The sequence below is a fragment of the Myxococcus sp. AB036A genome (assembly GCF_006547355.1).
GTDB classification, from domain to species: domain Bacteria; phylum Myxococcota; class Myxococcia; order Myxococcales; family Myxococcaceae; genus Myxococcus; species Myxococcus virescens.
The window spans coordinates 1-14,712 of sequence record NZ_VHLC01000042.1 but is presented as its reverse complement, the minus strand read 5'-3'; the positions used below and the strand labels follow the sequence as shown (position 1 = coordinate 14,712).

Here is a 14,712-nt window from a genome sequence, read left to right as displayed (position 1 = left end):
GGTCGCGGAGAGCGTTCGGAGACTAAGGCCGGTGCGGCATGAGGCGGCGCATCACGGCCGCGCTTGCCGGGCATGCTCCCCGGAGTTCCTCGGATGCATGGAGCTCTGGGGGCAGAGAGGCACGGTCGATGCGAACGAAGCCGAAGCGCGGAAAGTAATCTGCAGCAGTGGTGGTGAGGAGAAACAACGCTCCCAGTCTATCTGCGCTGGCTCGTTCAACGAGCCGCTGGACCAACTCCGCCCCTACGCCCTTCCCTTTCTGGCTTTCGTTCACGACAACGGAGCGAAGGAGGGCGCTCGTCCCGTACAGCTCCAACCCTGCTGCAGCCACGAGCGTGCCTTCGCGCTCTGCCACGAGGAAGTGAGGCAGGTGGTCGGCCACTCCTTGTCGCGGCAGGTCTGCGGCAGCGAGGAGGGCTTCGACTGCACCGAGGTCGGCGGGGCGGGCGGACCGGAAGGTGAGCATCATCGCGCCCACCCTTCGGTGGTCAGGAGTTCAACCACCCGGGCGCGTACGTCGTCGCGAATCTCGCGTACGCGCTCCACCGACTTGCCCTTCGGGTCTTCCAGAGGCCAGTCGCCGCGCTTCAACCCCGGCACGTACGGACAGGCATCGCCACAGCCCATGGTGATGAGCCACTGAGCGCCCTGGGCCAGTTCATCCGTGAGGCGCTGAGGCTTGGCGCCCGATAGGTCGATGCCGACCTCCGCCATTGCGGCCTGCACTTCAGGGTGAACACGTACTCCCGGTTGGGTGCCAGCAGACACGGCACGCGCCTTGGTTGGGTCCGACAGGGCGTTGAAGAAGGCCGCCGCCATCTGCGAGCGACCGGCGTTGTGGACACACGCGAAGATGACGGTGTTCATCGTGTCGACTCCTGTGAGGACGCATCGAACCGCCTCGGCATGACGGCGCCTTCCGCGGTTGGAAAGAGACGGCGCTTGAGCCAGAGGGACAGGTAGACGAGAGCAATGAGGGCGGGCACCTCAATGAGCGGCCCGACCACGCCGGCAAGAGCTTCGCCCGAGGCCATGCCGAACACGCCCACTGCCACGGCGATGGCCAGCTCGAAGTTGTTGCCCGCCGCCGTGAAGGACAGTGACGCCGTCTCTTCGTAAGAGAAGCCCAGCTTCCGAGAGAGGAAGAAGGCGCTGGTGAACATGATGCCGAAGTAGACGGCCAGTGGGATGGAGATGCGCACCACGTCCAGCGGGAGGCGGGTAATCTTCTCCCCCTGCATCGCGAACATGAGGACGATGGTGTAGAGCAGGCCAATGAGCGCGGTAGGACCCAAGCGCGGCAGGAAGCGCTGCTCGTACCATGCCTCTCCCTTGAGCCGAGTGAGACCGATGCGCGTCAGCGCGCCAGCCAACAGGGGTACCCCCAGGAAGATGAGCACGCTCTTGGCGATGCTCCACATGGAAACGTCGAACGCCGCCACATCCGCGCCGAGCCAGCCCGGAATGACGGTGAGGAAGAGCCAGCCGAGCACTGAGTAGAAGAGAATCTGGAAGACCGAGTTGAGCGCCACCAGCACGGCGGCAACCTCATTGCTCCCGCACGCGAGCATGTTCCAGATGAGGACCATGGCGATGCAGCGGGCCAGTCCGATGAGCACCAGCCCGTTGCGGTAGTGCGGAAGGTCCGGAAGGAAGAGCCAAGCCAGGGCGAACATCAATACCGGTCCCACAACCCAGTTGAGCACCAGGGACGTGGTGAAGAGCTTGCCCCGCGCGCGTAACCGGCCCAGCTCGCCGTAGCGCACTTTCGCAAGCACTGGGTACATCATCCACAAGAGGCCGATGGCGATGGGCAGGGACACAGTGTCCAGCTTCACCGTGTCCAGCCTCGCGCCCAGGTCCGGGAATGCCCGTCCCAGGCCGATGCCCAGGCCCATGGCGGCGAAGATCCATACCGGCAGGAACCGGTCGATGACGGAGAGCTTCTTGACGATGCTGTCCGGAGCAGTTGTAGCTGTCATGAGAAGGCTCTTGGGTCTACTTGCAGGCGTTGGGGCCACGGGACTTGAGGAGGCGCTCGACGTCTTCTCGGAGGACATCCCTCTCGGTGAAAGCGGACACGAGCGCCTTGAGCTGGGCTTTGCACACCTCGTCCAGTTGCGGAGCCAGTCGGTAGTACACCCAGCTCCCGTCCTTGCGGGCCTCGACAACGCCAGCGTTCTTGAGCACGCCGAGTTGCCGGGAGGTGTTGGACTGGGTCAGCCCCAAGGCTGACTCCAAGTGGCAGACGCACAACTCTCCGTGACTTAGGAGAGCGACGATGCGTAGGCGAGTCTCATCCCCCAGTGCCTTGAAGAGCCGGGAGGCGGAACGAACATCTAGCGAAGCAGCAGCGAGCGACATAACGACATCACCATATTCGAATATCGTAATGTCCGCCATCCTCTTAACCACTGCAACCTGGCCGTGACGCGCCGGCTGCAACGGGCACATGGTGGGTGGCGCCCCTTCAGCCGCACGCTCAAAGGCTCAAACTGGGTGCTAAGCGCCCAGCCGCCACCCAGGCGGAAGGCAGGACCTCGAGCTTTTCGTCGCAGCGGGCGGCGAGGCAGGGCCCCCTACCGCACGCTCCCTTGCATCCCCCCTCGACAACGACACCTGGCGAGCGAGGCCACACCGGTGCTCCTTACCGTGAGGATGGGCGCAGTTCCGCGCCTCCGCGACGAGCGCGATGCGCAACCAACAGCCCATCCCACCGGTCCGCCCCGGTCATCGGCAGCGATTCAGAGCCGAGGAAAACGCCGGTTCTTGGCCGAGGCGGAAGTCACCGGGTAGAGCATCTCCTCGGTGGCCCGCCGCGATGGGGGGCGGTGTGGGTGGGCCTTATCGCTCTCGCGGGCCTGGACGAAGAGACGGGGGGATGCTGCTCTATCTCACGCTCGCCTACCGCAGGGTGGTGGAGGGGCGGCTGCATTTCAACCAAAGGGGAGCTGTCGGAAGCCATTATCGATGGGAGCATCCAAGCGCATCCGCCCCAAGCTGATGACCGTGGCGGCGGACATGACTTGCCGCTTGCCAATGCGCATGGGCCACAGGCGCACGGGCTCGAACGTGATGAAGCGTATCGCGGCGCCGATGCTGGGCGGGCCTGTAACGTCTTTCCTACTTGAGCTGACCATTTGCCCAGCCATCTTTGGCTCTGGGAGGGGCAAAAATTTCCCTGAATTCCACGAGGAAGAAGGGCCCGGTGGTACGGCCGCTAGGGAATGCACGGCATCGCGCCAGTCCGCGCCGCGTAGCGCGGAGAGAAAACGAACAGCCATGCCCTGGCAGCCTCCGCTTCATGGCGGGAGGGGCAGCAGGCCATTTCCCGACCCCGGCATGAGTTTTCTTATAGGCGGACAATGCCAATTTCCGGGAGGAATTAGCATGAGAAAGCTTGGATATGGACTACTCGTCACCACGGGGCTTCTTATCGGCACACTTGCTGAAGCCCAAGGGGCTTCCCAGCCACCGTCCGCGGGACGCCAGGCGGATGACTCGACACGGCAACAGCCAGGCTGCGCCTGTGGGATGATGGGCAGCGGCATGATGGGCCAGGGAATGGGCGGTGCGGGAATGAACTGCCCCATGCGCGGAATGGCGGACGTGCAGATGGAGCAGACGCAAGAAGGGGCCACTCTGCACCTCACCGCAAAGAACCCCAGTCAGGTCGAGGACGTCCGGCACATGGCGGAACGGATGCAGCGCTGCATGAGCGGAAGCGGCGCCCCGCAGCAGGGCCAACCGGCCTCGCCCCGTCAGCAACAACGCTGAGCACGGCGCGTCGTTCCCCGGTCTGAAAAGCGGCGTTCCAGTTCACGGGCTCGCTGTGGGCAATGAACGCACTCTTGAGAGACACGCTCACGGCAGGAAGCGGCGAGCCACTGCCGCCTCCGCCTGAAGCCCCTGTCCGAAGTGACCCATCGCCTTACGGTGGCGCTTCAGCTCATTACGGAAGGCGTCAGGCAGATCGGCGCCGTCGAGGTGCTCGCCCGAAGCGCGCTGTCCTTGGATCTCCGGCAGGGAGAGAGCTTCTGCCTCGGGTCTGCCCTCGTGGAGGAGCCATGGGAAAACGCGCAGGATCCGGCCAGGACGCTCCGCAACTTCGTCCTGCGGGCAAGGCGTCACCCGACTGAGGCCCCCCGCTCGCACGAATACGGAATGCGTCCGCCGCGGCTTCCCAGCCTCGTAATGACGGCCAAGTTCATTCCGTTTGAGACCGGCATGTCGGAGTTGAAAAACGAGGAGGCATCGAACGAACTTCAGCCGAGCGACATCACGGGGCTGCCTACGGCTCACCGCGTCGCTCGAACCGAACAGCTTGAGCAAGTCCGTGCAGCCATGAAGAAGAAGCTCACGCCCCAGGCGTACTCGCTCTGGGAGGAGCACCAGAAGGACGGCAGCTATGCCGAGGCGGCACGTCGCCTCGGCATGTCGAACAGAGAATGCGAGCGGTACCGGCGCGAAATCAACCGGAAGACGAAGCAGGTCCACAAGAGGGTCCGGAGCGCGAAGCACTGAGGGCCCCGGGCAACTGCCGTCGGGGCGACCGACTGGCGGCAGTCCCCTCCGGCCTCGTGTGCCCCCAAATCCGGCCACTGCGTCACCCCCACCCGCATCGGTGCTCCTCCTCGGCAACAGGCGTCAGGCGCGGGCAGGGCAGTACCCCGAGGGAGGTAGCCGTCAGCGGCGGAAGGGGTGGGCACAAGCCCCGGGCCTCAAGCGCCACACGGGTCCGATATCCTACATCATCTCACTCTGGGGATTCTGGACGCGAGACCCAATCCGCGATATCCGGGAACAGTCGCCGCGAAGTTCGCGGACACTCAATCGGACCCCGAATTTTCCCGACTTCACCTAACCCCCGGATGTTCCTCGTGTTTTCCGTCGCAGTCTCTGGAGAGAAGGCCGAGAACAAGTTCGCGCAGGGCTTCATTCGGGGAGCTGAACGAAGGGCCCTACCAACCGGTAGGGCCCTTTTGTTTTACATGGGCCTCGCGATGAAAATCGCGGGGCCTTCGTGCTTAAGCCGCTGAATTCCAAGGGATTTTGGCTCACTGTGCTGAAGAGGGCGCTCTCAGCTCTCTACCCCGCAGAGCGAGATGCCCCCTTTCCTCCGCTGCCAATTGGGCTCTCTGGAGCGCTCTTTCGCCCGTTTTGGGGAGAGAGAGGCCGAGAGCGGTTAACAAGTGCTGTTAACTTTTGGGGCGGTGGTTAACAACATTCCCCCGGAGACCCGCTCTTTCCGCTCTGAGGTTTCTGGGAGGGCGTCTCTCTCTGGTTTCTGGTTACGTCTCTTACCTGCATTGCTGGTCCCGGAGAGGGCGGCGCAAGGTCGGGGAGAGCCCTCCCCATCAGCACTCAAAGTGAAGGCCCTTTCGGAAGCCCCGGATCAGCCGCCTCCGCTGCCGTTTCACGAGGGGTGTTCGACCGCCACGCAGGGTGGTCGCCACTCCGGTCCAGAACACCCCAAGAGCATCCGAGATCGCCAAGATTCCGCGGCGCGCCCGCCCTCGCCCGCTCATGTGCAGAGCCGTCCAGCGGCCCGCGCAGCAGTTCGCCGCGACCGCCCCACGACGGCCTGCTGATCTGCGGCGGTGAGGCTGCACTTCCGCCCGCGAGGAATTGCCCGTGAGCCGCGCCCATGTCGGAGCTTCGTTCGAAGGTTATGTGGGGCGACGCCGCACCAGTGCCATTCGCGCCGCGACATCGTGATCGTGCTGCGACGGGCTCCGCTTCAGGGCGGCGATGACACCGTCGATGTCGTCGTCGGATTTGTTCTGTGAGAGCTTCCGGGTGCCGCGAATAGACTCAATTGAGAGTGCCGCTCCGATGATGCCCTTGAGCATCTTGTCCAGCGTCGCAGGGAGCAGCTTGTCCATCGTCCACGGAGCCTTGTCCAGGATGCGTCCTTCGTGCTCCGCGCTCAACTCGGCGAGGAAATCGCGCAGGAGCGTGTCATCGACGGGCGTGAGCAAACCGACGATCTCGACGCTCTCGTAATCCCACGTCGGAACTTGCTCGTGGCTCTTGTACCAGTCCGGGCTCACGTAGGCGTCAGCCCCGTTGACCACTGCGACGACTCGCATCGGCAACGCCCGCGACATCGGGTTGCCGCGTGAGAAGTGGCAAAGCAGACGACTCGCGGCCTCGTCGACGATGAACGGGACCTGCGCCACCCGCAGCGATTCATCAACCAACGTCGCAAAACTTCGAGCGCGCACGAACGCAAGCATCTCGGCGCGGTCCTTCCAGTGAAAAACTGAGGTTGGGTGCATGACTTGGTTTCCTTCAATCCCTCAGTGCAGCTTCGAGATCAGCCCAAAGCTCGTCGACGTTCTCGATGCCGACGCTCAGCCGCAGCAGCGACGGCGGCAAATGCTCTTGGCCGGGGATGGCGGCGCGGCGTTCAATCGTCGACTCGACCGCCCCCAGACTCGTGGCATGGTGAATAAGCCCGAGGCGTGAGCACACGGCGTCCGCGGCTGCAGCGTCGCCTCGAACGTCGAAGGAGATGATAGTTCCGAAGCCACGCAGTTGGTCGCGCGCGATTGCGTGAGTCGGGTGGCTGCTCAGCCCCGGGTAACGAACGCGTCCGACGCGTGGGTGCGCAGCCAGCCGCTCTGCGAGGCTCATCGCGTTGGCCTGAGCGCGCTCAAGCCGGAGCGCCATCGTGCGAGCGCCGCGCACTGCGAGGAACGCCTCGAGCGCCCCCGGGGTCGCTCCGCTCAGCTCGCGAGAGCATCGCAACGCTGCGCGCAGGTCCTCACGTCGCACGGTGACCACGCCAGCAAGCAGGTCCGAGTGCCCACCGATGAACTTGGTCGCCGACTGAAACGAGAAGTCCGCACCGAGGTCCAGTGGCCGTTGATTGAGCGAGGTCGCGAACGTGTTGTCGACAGCCAAGAGCGATGTCGGCTTTCGCGCGGCCGAGCAGATGGCGCGCACGTCGGCCACCGTAAGGAGGGGGTTCGATGGGGACTCCAGCCAGATGAGATCCGCATCAACGCACGCCCGCACCCACCCTTCCGTGTCGTCCACTGCCAACCGCTGGAGGCTCCACATGCCCTTCTGGTTCCCGAGCTCTGCGAGCCCCACCACCCCCTGGTAACAGTCGTCGGGGAGCAACACCTTCGAGCCGACGCGCAGTTGGTCGAAGACGGCGGCAACACCGGCCATGCCCGACGAGAATGCGACGGTGTGCCCCCCTTCGAGGAGTCCGACGATCTCCTCCAGCGCCTCCCATGTCGGCGTGCCGTCGTCCCGCGAGTAGGCGCGCTCCGTGCCGAGGATGAAGTTCGACGCTGGCACCAGTGGTCGGTTCAGCGGCGAGCCAGGGCGCCCGTCACGTCCAGAAACGACAAGCAGGGAGGCGGCCGATAGGTCTTTGGGGGCGGTCTTCTTCTCGTTCACCATGAGACTCTTTCCGTGCAGCCCCCGCCGAGCACCCGAGGGGCGACCTTTGACCCGCGTGAGCACGAGGTCGGCCAGCCAGAGGCACGGTGTAGCGATGCGGTGGACAGCTGCTTCAAGTTGATTGTCGACAACACCAGGAGCGCTACGAAGACGCTGCGAAGCGACAGCACCGTTTCTTCGAAGAGGACGGCACCGATAGCGGCGCCGCCGATTCCACCCCGGACCGTGTACGCGGTGCCGATGGGCAGCCTGCGCGTGGAGCGCACGAGCGGGGCCATGCTCGCAACGATGGCAGTGCTCGGAATGACGCTCGGCGCCGGCCGCGTAAAGCCGTGCGGTACTTGAAGCCAAGCTGCCAGGCGACTTCAAAAGCCCCTGCGACGCTCAGAACCAACCAAGCCAAGTGGATCTCCTCCACGGCCCGTCGTTCCTACCTGGTACGGGTCGGCCTCGTCAGGGCTCGAACTGAGCAGCGAGAAATGTATCCACCCACGTCTGTCATGGCAACTCAGACTGCACCGGAGGTCATCGCGCTGCTTCGGCGACGCGCTCGCGGTGGTTGTCGTCGCAGTCGTCAGCTCAGCACACACGAGGATTCGGATAGTGGCGAAGGGGAAAGGCGAGAGCAAAAAGGAAGAGGAGCGCTGCGGCTCCTGTCACGGTGGGCATCGCGCGCCCACCGGGCGGTGGCAGCTTCCTCTACGCATTCAACTCGCTCGCGGCGGTCGAACGAGCGGTGGGCCTCTTCGCCAACCTCGCGAGCTTCGCGCCGACGGCCAAGGGCGGCTCGATTCGAGGCGTCGTGCAGCGCGGCCTGGGCGGCGGCACCACGGGTTTCTCACCGTTCCTGTTCCTCTGCTGCCAGGGCAACTCCGTCAACGACAGTGCGTATCTGTCGCCGCACTCTTTGCCAAGGAGGACGCAGCGAGCGCGTGAACGCGGTCGAAATTCGAGGGGCGTTGGCAGGCCTATAAGTGCCTGAGCCGGATGAAGCTGGCCCAGGCCATCCACAGCGTGGTGGGCGGCACCATCTCGACCGACCACCGGGACGCACACATCACCACCAAGAGCGGATGCACCCGACAGGTGGCGTCGGACGGCTCGCTGAGCGGCGGGGAGATCGTCTCGCCGCCTGACGCCAAGAAGGCCGAGCGACAGGGGGGGACAGAGCAACATCCGAATCAGTACGCTAGTGGCTTGGTGCGCGCTGACATCGGGAGCACCAGAACACAGTGCGGCTCGCCAAGATCGAGGTGGCGATGAGGTTCCCGCATCGATGGCACGGGCGGCCGCTGCGCCGGTAGGCATACCAGCGCAAATCAGCTTCTTCATTGGGGGCGCGCTCGGCAAGCTTCGTCCAGCCTGTCGGTGGCTCATTGAGGTGGCCTTCATCGGTCGTGACGATCACGCCCAAGCGTTTTCCGTCCGCCAACAGGACGACGGCATCCGACCAGAGTTGCTGAAGTTTGCGGACGCTCACCCGTTGGCCGGGTGTCGCCGGATGGATGCGGTGCCGAAAAAGCAACTCGGCCCGATAGATGTTGCCGACCCCGGAAATGACACTTTGATCCATGAGCAGCTCTCCAATCGCCCGTCGGGACGACCGGACAGCCTGAATGAAGGCGTCGGGATCAGAATCCCCGAGCAGCGGATCTGGGCCGAGGCGGGCGCGCAACACATCGACCTCGGCAGCGGTCAGCACCTCGCATCGCGATGGCCCGTTGAGGTCCGCAGCCGCTTGTTTTCCGACCAGTCGGAGGCGAACCGCCCCTCGTGGAGCCGGTACGGCGAAGCGGGCGGCATCTCCGATCACCTGGGGCTGCTTCCCCTCACCTGCGGCTGTCAGCAGGGGATTGCGATGTGGGGCCAAAGGATGCTCCGCTGCGAGCGCGAAGCTCCAGACTCCGTAGAGGCCGAGATGAACGTGGAGGATATGCGGCGCTTGGGCACCCGGATCGAAGGAAGCGAAAAGGTGCTTGCCGTGGGCGATCGCTCCCGTGAACGTGCAGCCATCGAGCAAGGCAGCCCCGCTGCTGAACCGCCCTTGCGGCGACGAGGCGTGGACGACCTGGCCGCGCAAGAGTCCGGTGAGGGCTGCAGCAATGCCGTGGATGACGTGCCCCTCAGGCACCTCGGCCTCTTTTCCGCCAGGTCACGGTGGGGGCGCCTTGCTTGCTTTCCCTGCCACCTCCTGGCCCAGATAGGTTGTCAGCAAGAGGGGCGGCGTGGGCAGGCCTTGACGGGACAGTTCGTGGGTCGTGACGCCGAGGTGATAGAGGCCATGGCTGGCCAGGTGCATCAGCATCTGCGTTCGGCTCATGCGGCCCTTGTCGCCGTCGGTGAAGACGAAGTCGATTTCTTCGGCGGCGGCCGTGTCGTCCAAGTCCCGGGCGTATCGGATCAGCCACTCGTCGAGTGCTTCGGCTGCGCGGCGCAATTGCGGCAGCGGAGGAAAGGAGCTGCTCTCCGTCGAGGTAAAGCCGTGAGGCTCCCCCAGCATGTGGGACTTGAATATCTGATCCACGATGTGGATGTGGTTCAGCCAGTAGAGCGCATGCTCCACTGCATCGGGCTTGTCCGCATAGACCGGGGACTGAAGCGCCTCGTACAAGCCCATGTCCATCCACTTCTTATGGACCATGAGCTGCACCAGGGTAGAGGTATTGGGGTTCATGCTTGCTCCTCGTCTGTCACAACAAATTCAGCGGGGATAGCTTAAGAGGAGAGCTTCATCAGCATCAGGCCACCCACGATCAAGACAGTCGCGAGGATGCGCGTCGGGCTGGCAACCTCGCCCAACACAAAGATGCCGAGGACGAACGCGCCCACGGCTCCGATCCCCGTCCAGATCGTGTAGCCGTGCCGAGGGGAAGGGATTTCATCGCGAGCGAGAGCAGCCCGAAGCTGGCGATCATGGCCACGATGGTGATGGAAGAATAGCTCAGGCGTGTGAAGCCGTCCGAGAGCTTCATCGTATAAGCCCAGACGACCTCCAGCAGACCTGCAACAACCAAGAGAATCCAAGCCATTCGGCTCTCCTAGATCAAAGAGCCGGGTCGTCCCGGACGATAGATGGCCCGCAGGCTGAGGTCGTCCTCAGTGAAAATGATTCTTCATCATTAGAAAACAAAAGGCAACTACGCCGCACCAAAGCCGAACGGCTTCGTGTCGACGCTCGCGCAGGCATTATCGGATACAGCCGTTCGGCCAACCGCTCGCCAGCCTCGTGGAGCACCTGCCGCAGCATGACGTCGCCGTGCCCTCCACAACTGCGGCATGACGGCGCGGGGCCTGTCGACACTCGTACCACTTCGTGCAGTGCGCAATGCGAGTGAGCGAATAGGGCCCCGCGCACCTCCCGTGCCGGCGAGGCAGTGAAGCCCGAATTCGAGGTGCAGGTAATAATGGCCTAGGTGCTCAAACTTTGCTCACATGCGCTGCGACTCAAGTCAGCTCCGGTACCGTTCCGCCTCCTTGAAGAACTGCGTGAGCGAGTAGTCCAGCAGCGACTGGCGGGACTGCATGTACCGGCGAGCCCGGAGGAAGGGCAGCCAGACGCGCTTGCCCACGCGCACCTGGGACTCTTCCACCTTCTGCCGCAGCACCCACGTCCCGCCCAACCGTCGCACCAGCACGTCCCCCAGATAGGCTCCAAGTGCCGGTATCGTGTGTCCGTCGAGGACGTCGCGCGTGTAGCGCTCGGGGAAGTGGGTCTTCCAGAAGTGGAAGTCGAGGTCCGTCAGCGACTCAGGCGTCTCCTTCATGATGGAGGGCACATCCGTGTGAAGCACAGCCACGAGGCCTTCGGACAAGTCGCCGTAGGACTCGAGGACGCGCTCCGGATTCGCCACGTCCGAGGGATGAGCGACAGGGAGCCACTCCTCCGGCACCGGCGGTCGGAAGGCGTTGAGTTCGGCAATCTTCCGTTGCCGCTCGCTGATGGCGAACTCGTCCGGCAGCCGAGAGAGGAACGGCGCCACGTCAGGATGGAAGCGCGGCTCGACGGGTACGAGCGCGGCGCTGCGCTCCCGCAACTTGCATAGCACCGTGTCGAAGTCGAGGTCCGGCCGCAGGTGGACGTGGGCTCGGGCCTGCACCACACGCGCCTCCTCACTCGCGAACTCGGCAGCAGTCGGCCATAGCACCACGAGGACGGAGCCGTTGGGTAGCTCCTCCACGAGGTGCGCAGGCGTCGAGAGCATCCGCTCACGGCCTACGCTCTCCACGAGCTTGGGGCCGAAGACATTCAGCCAGAACAGCTCATAAATCTTGTCGAACCCGTCCCGCCTCCATGTCTCATCGTCACGACCGAAGGCAGGACTATCGGTAAGGCCCCAGTCAGCCGTACTGTGCGCCGCAGCATAATGAGACGGGTACCGAGAGGCCCAGGCACGAACCATTGCCACAAAACCGCGGCTAGCCTCCTCCTGTGCAAAAAATGAGATTGGTTGAACATGAAGACTGACGCTCAAGTCGGGTTCAGTTTGCGTAAGTCCAAGAGTAAGCGACAACGACACGCCGGGATTCTCTGAGCGAAATAGCCCAATGGTCGATCCGTAGGCGTCGCGTCGTTCGTCAATCGCGCGCAGCACGGCGTCTCGGGAGTATTTTCGGCTCCGCTTCGCCTTAACAAGCGTTGGCGCCCAACCATCTGCATACTTCTCAAGAGCATCAAGGAATGGCGCCACCTCGGACTCCACCCCATCCTTCGGATTAAATGCCCCATCATAAAACAGGCGCAGACAATCTGCCTTGTTCAGATCGTGGATCGTCAGCGTCTTCATTGAGAAAACACCTCCACCCCAGTCCTCTTTTGCGCGTCGGTCGCCGCGCGCGTAAACAGCCCAGTATCCTCGGGCAGGAGGCCCTTCTCCTCATAGACAAGGCGCACTCGCTTTATCTCCGCCTGCTGGCGCATACCGTCCCGCACAATCTTGAGCGTTCCACCGTAGTATTTCATGGCGTTGCTGGCGTCCGTCCTCACCTGCACAGGTAGCGCATCTTCGCCCAGAACGGCCAAGTTCCGACTCTTGAAGCTGAACGTCTCCACCCGCGAGGGCTGACCCGGAGTGGTCCTCTTTTCGATGACAAGCACGTCCGCATAGCGAAGGTCCACCTTCGAGACTCCTACGTGGGTCTCGATCTGTGGCTCGTCGAAGTCCTTGAGCCATTTCCGCTCGGCCCGCGGCTTCGCCGCATCCTCCTCCAGGATCGCGACCATCTTCCTCTCGAACGCCATACCCCGGGCGTGGTGGTCACGCATCCCCTTGTAGCCCTCCCACAGCAAGGGCCCCTTGACGGCATCACCGTCCTGAATTTCCTTCAGCCGGCTCTTGCGATAGGCGACGTACTCCTGCCAGCGCGGAGCCCCCTGCTCGACTCCCGGCGGTGGCTCCTCCAGCTTCGGTGCCTGCTCCTTCAGCAGCTTCACATCCTTCGGGAGCCGTGGACCCGAGGACTCCAGCTCCGCCTGGAGCAGCTTGGCCCTCGCGGACTCCGTTGCGCCCACCTTGGCGTCCTGAGCGAAGAGGTCCAGGTTGTCGAACTGCTTTTTTCTCGCCGCCGACTGGACAGGCTCGCGACGCGCCCCTCCTCTCGTCGTTGCAGCCTTGGAGGTCTCCCGACTTGCCGCCTGCGCCTCCGCAGCGGACGCCTCGGCGTTCTTCTCGAAGAGGTCCAGGTTGTCGGACCACTTCCCGGCTGAGCCCCTTGTGGCCACGGGCTTAGCGGACTCGCGGCTGGCCGACTCCATCAGCAGCACCTGAGCCTTCGCGGGGTTTCCGCGGGCCTCAACGATGGCGACGAAGCCAGGAGGCCCCGCTGTCAGAACGAAGCGGGCGACCTCGCGTTTACCCCGCATGAAGGCGAAGCCCTCGCGGATTGCGTCGGGGCCGACTAGCTCCTCCAGCTCCTTCACGACGGCCTTCAGCGCTTCAACTTCCGATGCCGCGAGCCGCCGCAGACTCGCCCGCCCACCGGAGTTGGACTCCACCAGGGCGCGTGCGCCCTTGCCCCCGGCGTACAGCGCCACCATCAGCGCGGCCGGCGCCAGTTCGCGCGTGGCCTGCTCGTACTTGCCCTGAGCCAGCGAGTACGTCCCATGCCCCGTCCCGGCCACCAGGTGGTAGAAGCCCACCGGCACACCGAAGGTGAGGTGGTCGAAGACACCCGCCGAGACGCTTCCCGGCGAGTAGTGCCTCTCCATCAGGGCCTTCTCCACCTCGTCGATGGCAGCTTGGTAGGGCGGCGGCATCTGCCCACGCATCGCCATGAGCTCCGTGTACCGGGCCTCGCCACTCACCAAGCTGCTGGAGAGCATGTCCCGGCCCGCGCGCCCCAGCCCGCGCAGCACGTCGCGCCCCTGCTCGCCCCGCTCCGAGAAGCCTTCCAGCGCCAGGCCCCGCCGCTTCAGCTCCTCGCGGACAGCGGCCATCGCGCCCAGCGTCGCGCCCAGTTGCTTGTCACGGGCGAGTCGCTGCACCACCTCGCGCAGCTCGTCGTCGAAGGCCGAGTGCAGAACGAAGAGGGCGAGCACTTCGGCATACGGCACGCCGTACTTCTCGACGGACGTGACGATGAAGGCCGCGCGCTGGCGGCCGAGGGCGGCCGAGGCGTCTTCGTCCAGAGGCCCCAGGGCGCCCAGGCGGACAGCGTCCCAGGCCGTGAGGGACTGCACCAGCGCGGCCATGTCCACCCCACGCTGCATGGCCACGAACTCCGCGGGCGAGGCACACGCGAGGAAGGGCTCCACCACGTCCCGGCTGTAAGCCAGGCGGGGCCAGCCCGGAGGCAGGGCCTTGCCACCACAGACGAAGGCGCCGCCCTCGCCGCCCGAGCCGCGCGCTCCCTTCCCGTTGACGGCATTGCCGGTGGGCACTCGCCGATAGCCCATCGGCGCCGGCTCTGGCGTTCCATCCGCGGAGCCCGACGCATCCCCCTGGTACACACCCGTCGTCGCGCTCCTCGCCGCCTGGGAGGGCACGGAGAGGGGACTGAAGGCCAGGGCCGCACCACGGCCCGCCTGGCCCGGCCTCGCCGGCAACGAGGCGCACCCGGAGGCCAGGAGGGCTACCACCAGCGCGAGGCCAAGCCCGCCGCACCAAGGCCGCTCAGCGCGCATTGTCCACCCCCAGCCCCACGGAAGCGAAGGCGCCTGGCCGCAGCGTCCCTTCCGTCGTCGGGAAGAGCAGCGTGCCCCCCTGCCCCACCGCGTACAGCTTCCCGCCCAGAAAGCGCCATCGCGCCTCGGCCGAGGCGAGGTAGCGCGCTCCCGGCTGGCCCGCGCCCATCGCC

General features: G+C 64.7%; 14 protein-coding genes and 2 pseudogenes. 3 read left to right on the top strand and 13 right to left on the bottom strand.

The features are described from left to right. Window positions 1-22: 22 nt before the first annotated feature. The 4 genes from arsN2 to FL344_RS18310 are packed head-to-tail and all read right to left on the bottom strand — an operon-like array spanning window position 23 to window position 2,364. Window positions 23-469 (bottom strand): arsenic resistance N-acetyltransferase ArsN2, encoded by a 447-nt coding sequence (gene arsN2 / locus FL344_RS18325; protein WP_141619441.1) that lies wholly within the window; start codon window positions 467-469, stop codon window positions 23-25. Next, window positions 466-867, bottom strand: a complete 402-nt coding sequence (locus tag FL344_RS18320; protein WP_141619440.1) for an arsenate reductase ArsC — start codon at window positions 865-867, stop codon at window positions 466-468. The genes arsN2 and FL344_RS18320 overlap by 4 nt, the downstream gene beginning before the upstream one ends. After that, a complete protein-coding gene (gene arsB / locus FL344_RS18315) occupies window positions 864-1,982 on the bottom strand; it encodes an ACR3 family arsenite efflux transporter (protein WP_141619439.1) in 1,119 nt (372 codons plus the stop codon). Before arsB ends, FL344_RS18320 begins: the two co-directional genes overlap by 4 nt. 16 nt (window positions 1,983-1,998) lie before the next feature. Beyond that, window positions 1,999-2,364, bottom strand: a complete 366-nt coding sequence (locus FL344_RS18310; protein ID WP_141619472.1) for a helix-turn-helix transcriptional regulator — start codon at window positions 2,362-2,364, stop codon at window positions 1,999-2,001. Window positions 2,365-3,534: 1,170 nt separating this feature from the next. Between FL344_RS18310 and FL344_RS18305 the strand changes: the two genes are divergently transcribed. Together FL344_RS18305 and FL344_RS18300 are read left to right on the top strand one after the other, a co-directional pair. Further along, window positions 3,535-3,777 carry a hypothetical protein gene (locus tag FL344_RS18305; protein ID WP_141252941.1) on the top strand — a complete coding sequence of 81 codons (243 nt, stop codon included), beginning with the start codon at window positions 3,535-3,537 and terminating at the stop codon, window positions 3,775-3,777. Window positions 3,778-3,936: 159 nt separating this feature from the next. After that, a complete protein-coding gene (locus tag FL344_RS18300; RefSeq protein WP_141619438.1) occupies window positions 3,937-4,524 on the top strand; it encodes a hypothetical protein in 588 nt (195 codons plus the stop codon). A 1,145-nt stretch (window positions 4,525-5,669) separates the two neighbouring features. On the opposite strand, the gene FL344_RS18295 is transcribed toward FL344_RS18300, so the two are convergent. From FL344_RS18295 to FL344_RS18285, 3 genes are read right to left on the bottom strand one after another with little or no spacing between them, the layout of a single operon-like run. Beyond that, entirely contained in the window at window positions 5,670-6,281 is a 612-nt protein-coding gene (locus FL344_RS18295) for an FMN-binding negative transcriptional regulator (RefSeq protein WP_141619437.1), read from the bottom strand. A 13-nt stretch (window positions 6,282-6,294) separates the two neighbouring features. Next, a complete protein-coding gene (locus FL344_RS18290; protein WP_141619436.1) occupies window positions 6,295-7,419 on the bottom strand; it encodes a PLP-dependent aspartate aminotransferase family protein in 1,125 nt (374 codons plus the stop codon). Beyond that, entirely contained in the window at window positions 7,413-7,724 is a 312-nt protein-coding gene (locus FL344_RS18285; protein WP_305021759.1) for an SMR family transporter, read from the bottom strand. The genes FL344_RS18290 and FL344_RS18285 overlap by 7 nt, the downstream gene beginning before the upstream one ends. A 356-nt stretch (window positions 7,725-8,080) precedes the next feature. Here FL344_RS18285 and FL344_RS18280 point away from each other — a divergent pair, with 356 nt between their 5' ends. After that, window positions 8,081-8,401 carry a hypothetical protein gene (locus FL344_RS18280; RefSeq protein ID WP_228565163.1) on the top strand — a complete coding sequence of 107 codons (321 nt, stop codon included), beginning with the start codon at window positions 8,081-8,083 and terminating at the stop codon, window positions 8,399-8,401. Window positions 8,402-8,608: 207 nt separating this feature from the next. On the opposite strand, the gene FL344_RS18275 is transcribed toward FL344_RS18280, so the two are convergent. The 6 genes and pseudogenes from FL344_RS18275 to FL344_RS18250 form a co-directional block, all read right to left on the bottom strand. Next, window positions 8,609-9,550, bottom strand: coding sequence for an Fpg/Nei family DNA glycosylase (locus tag FL344_RS18275; protein WP_141619435.1), 942 nt, complete (start codon window positions 9,548-9,550; stop codon window positions 8,609-8,611). Between the two features lie 21 nt (window positions 9,551-9,571). Next, on the bottom strand, window positions 9,572-10,093 hold the full coding sequence (locus tag FL344_RS18270; protein ID WP_141619434.1) for a DinB family protein: 522 nt from the start codon (window positions 10,091-10,093) through the stop codon (window positions 9,572-9,574). Between the two features lie 41 nt (window positions 10,094-10,134). Continuing rightward, a pseudogene (locus FL344_RS18265) lies at window positions 10,135-10,448 on the bottom strand (multidrug efflux SMR transporter). A gap of 420 nt (window positions 10,449-10,868) precedes the next feature. Further along, entirely contained in the window at window positions 10,869-12,203 is a 1,335-nt protein-coding gene (locus FL344_RS18260; RefSeq protein ID WP_141619433.1) for a hypothetical protein, read from the bottom strand. Continuing rightward, the gene (locus FL344_RS18255; RefSeq protein ID WP_141619432.1) at window positions 12,200-14,539 is read right to left on the bottom strand and encodes a hypothetical protein; all 2,340 of its coding nucleotides are present in this window, start codon (window positions 14,537-14,539) and stop codon (window positions 12,200-12,202) included. Before FL344_RS18255 ends, FL344_RS18260 begins: the two co-directional genes overlap by 4 nt. After that, window positions 14,529-14,712: pseudogene (locus FL344_RS18250) on the bottom strand (hypothetical protein); the annotation flags it as partial. The gene FL344_RS18255 and the pseudogene FL344_RS18250, both read right to left, overlap by 11 nt.

What these genes read in the sequence shown, in the direction of transcription:
- arsN2 (WP_141619441.1), bottom strand. Translation starts at nt 469, where the DNA reads ATGATGCTCACCTTCCGGTCCGCCCGCCCCGCCGACCTCGGTGCAGTC.
- FL344_RS18320 (WP_141619440.1), bottom strand. Translation starts at nt 867, where the DNA reads ATGAACACCGTCATCTTCGCGTGTGTCCACAACGCCGGTCGCTCGCAG.
- arsB (WP_141619439.1), bottom strand. Translation starts at nt 1,982, where the DNA reads ATGACAGCTACAACTGCTCCGGACAGCATCGTCAAGAAGCTCTCCGTC.
- FL344_RS18310 (WP_141619472.1), bottom strand. Translation starts at nt 2,364, where the DNA reads ATGTCGCTCGCTGCTGCTTCGCTAGATGTTCGTTCCGCCTCCCGGCTC.
- FL344_RS18305 (WP_141252941.1), top strand. Translation starts at nt 3,535, where the DNA reads ATGATGGGCAGCGGCATGATGGGCCAGGGAATGGGCGGTGCGGGAATG.
- FL344_RS18295 (WP_141619437.1), bottom strand. Translation starts at nt 6,281, where the DNA reads ATGCACCCAACCTCAGTTTTTCACTGGAAGGACCGCGCCGAGATGCTT.
- FL344_RS18290 (WP_141619436.1), bottom strand. Translation starts at nt 7,419, where the DNA reads ATGGTGAACGAGAAGAAGACCGCCCCCAAAGACCTATCGGCCGCCTCC.
- FL344_RS18270 (WP_141619434.1), bottom strand. Translation starts at nt 10,093, where the DNA reads ATGAACCCCAATACCTCTACCCTGGTGCAGCTCATGGTCCATAAGAAG.
- FL344_RS18260 (WP_141619433.1), bottom strand. Translation starts at nt 12,203, where the DNA reads ATGAAGACGCTGACGATCCACGATCTGAACAAGGCAGATTGTCTGCGC.
- FL344_RS18255 (WP_141619432.1), bottom strand. Translation starts at nt 14,539, where the DNA reads ATGCGCGCTGAGCGGCCTTGGTGCGGCGGGCTTGGCCTCGCGCTGGTG.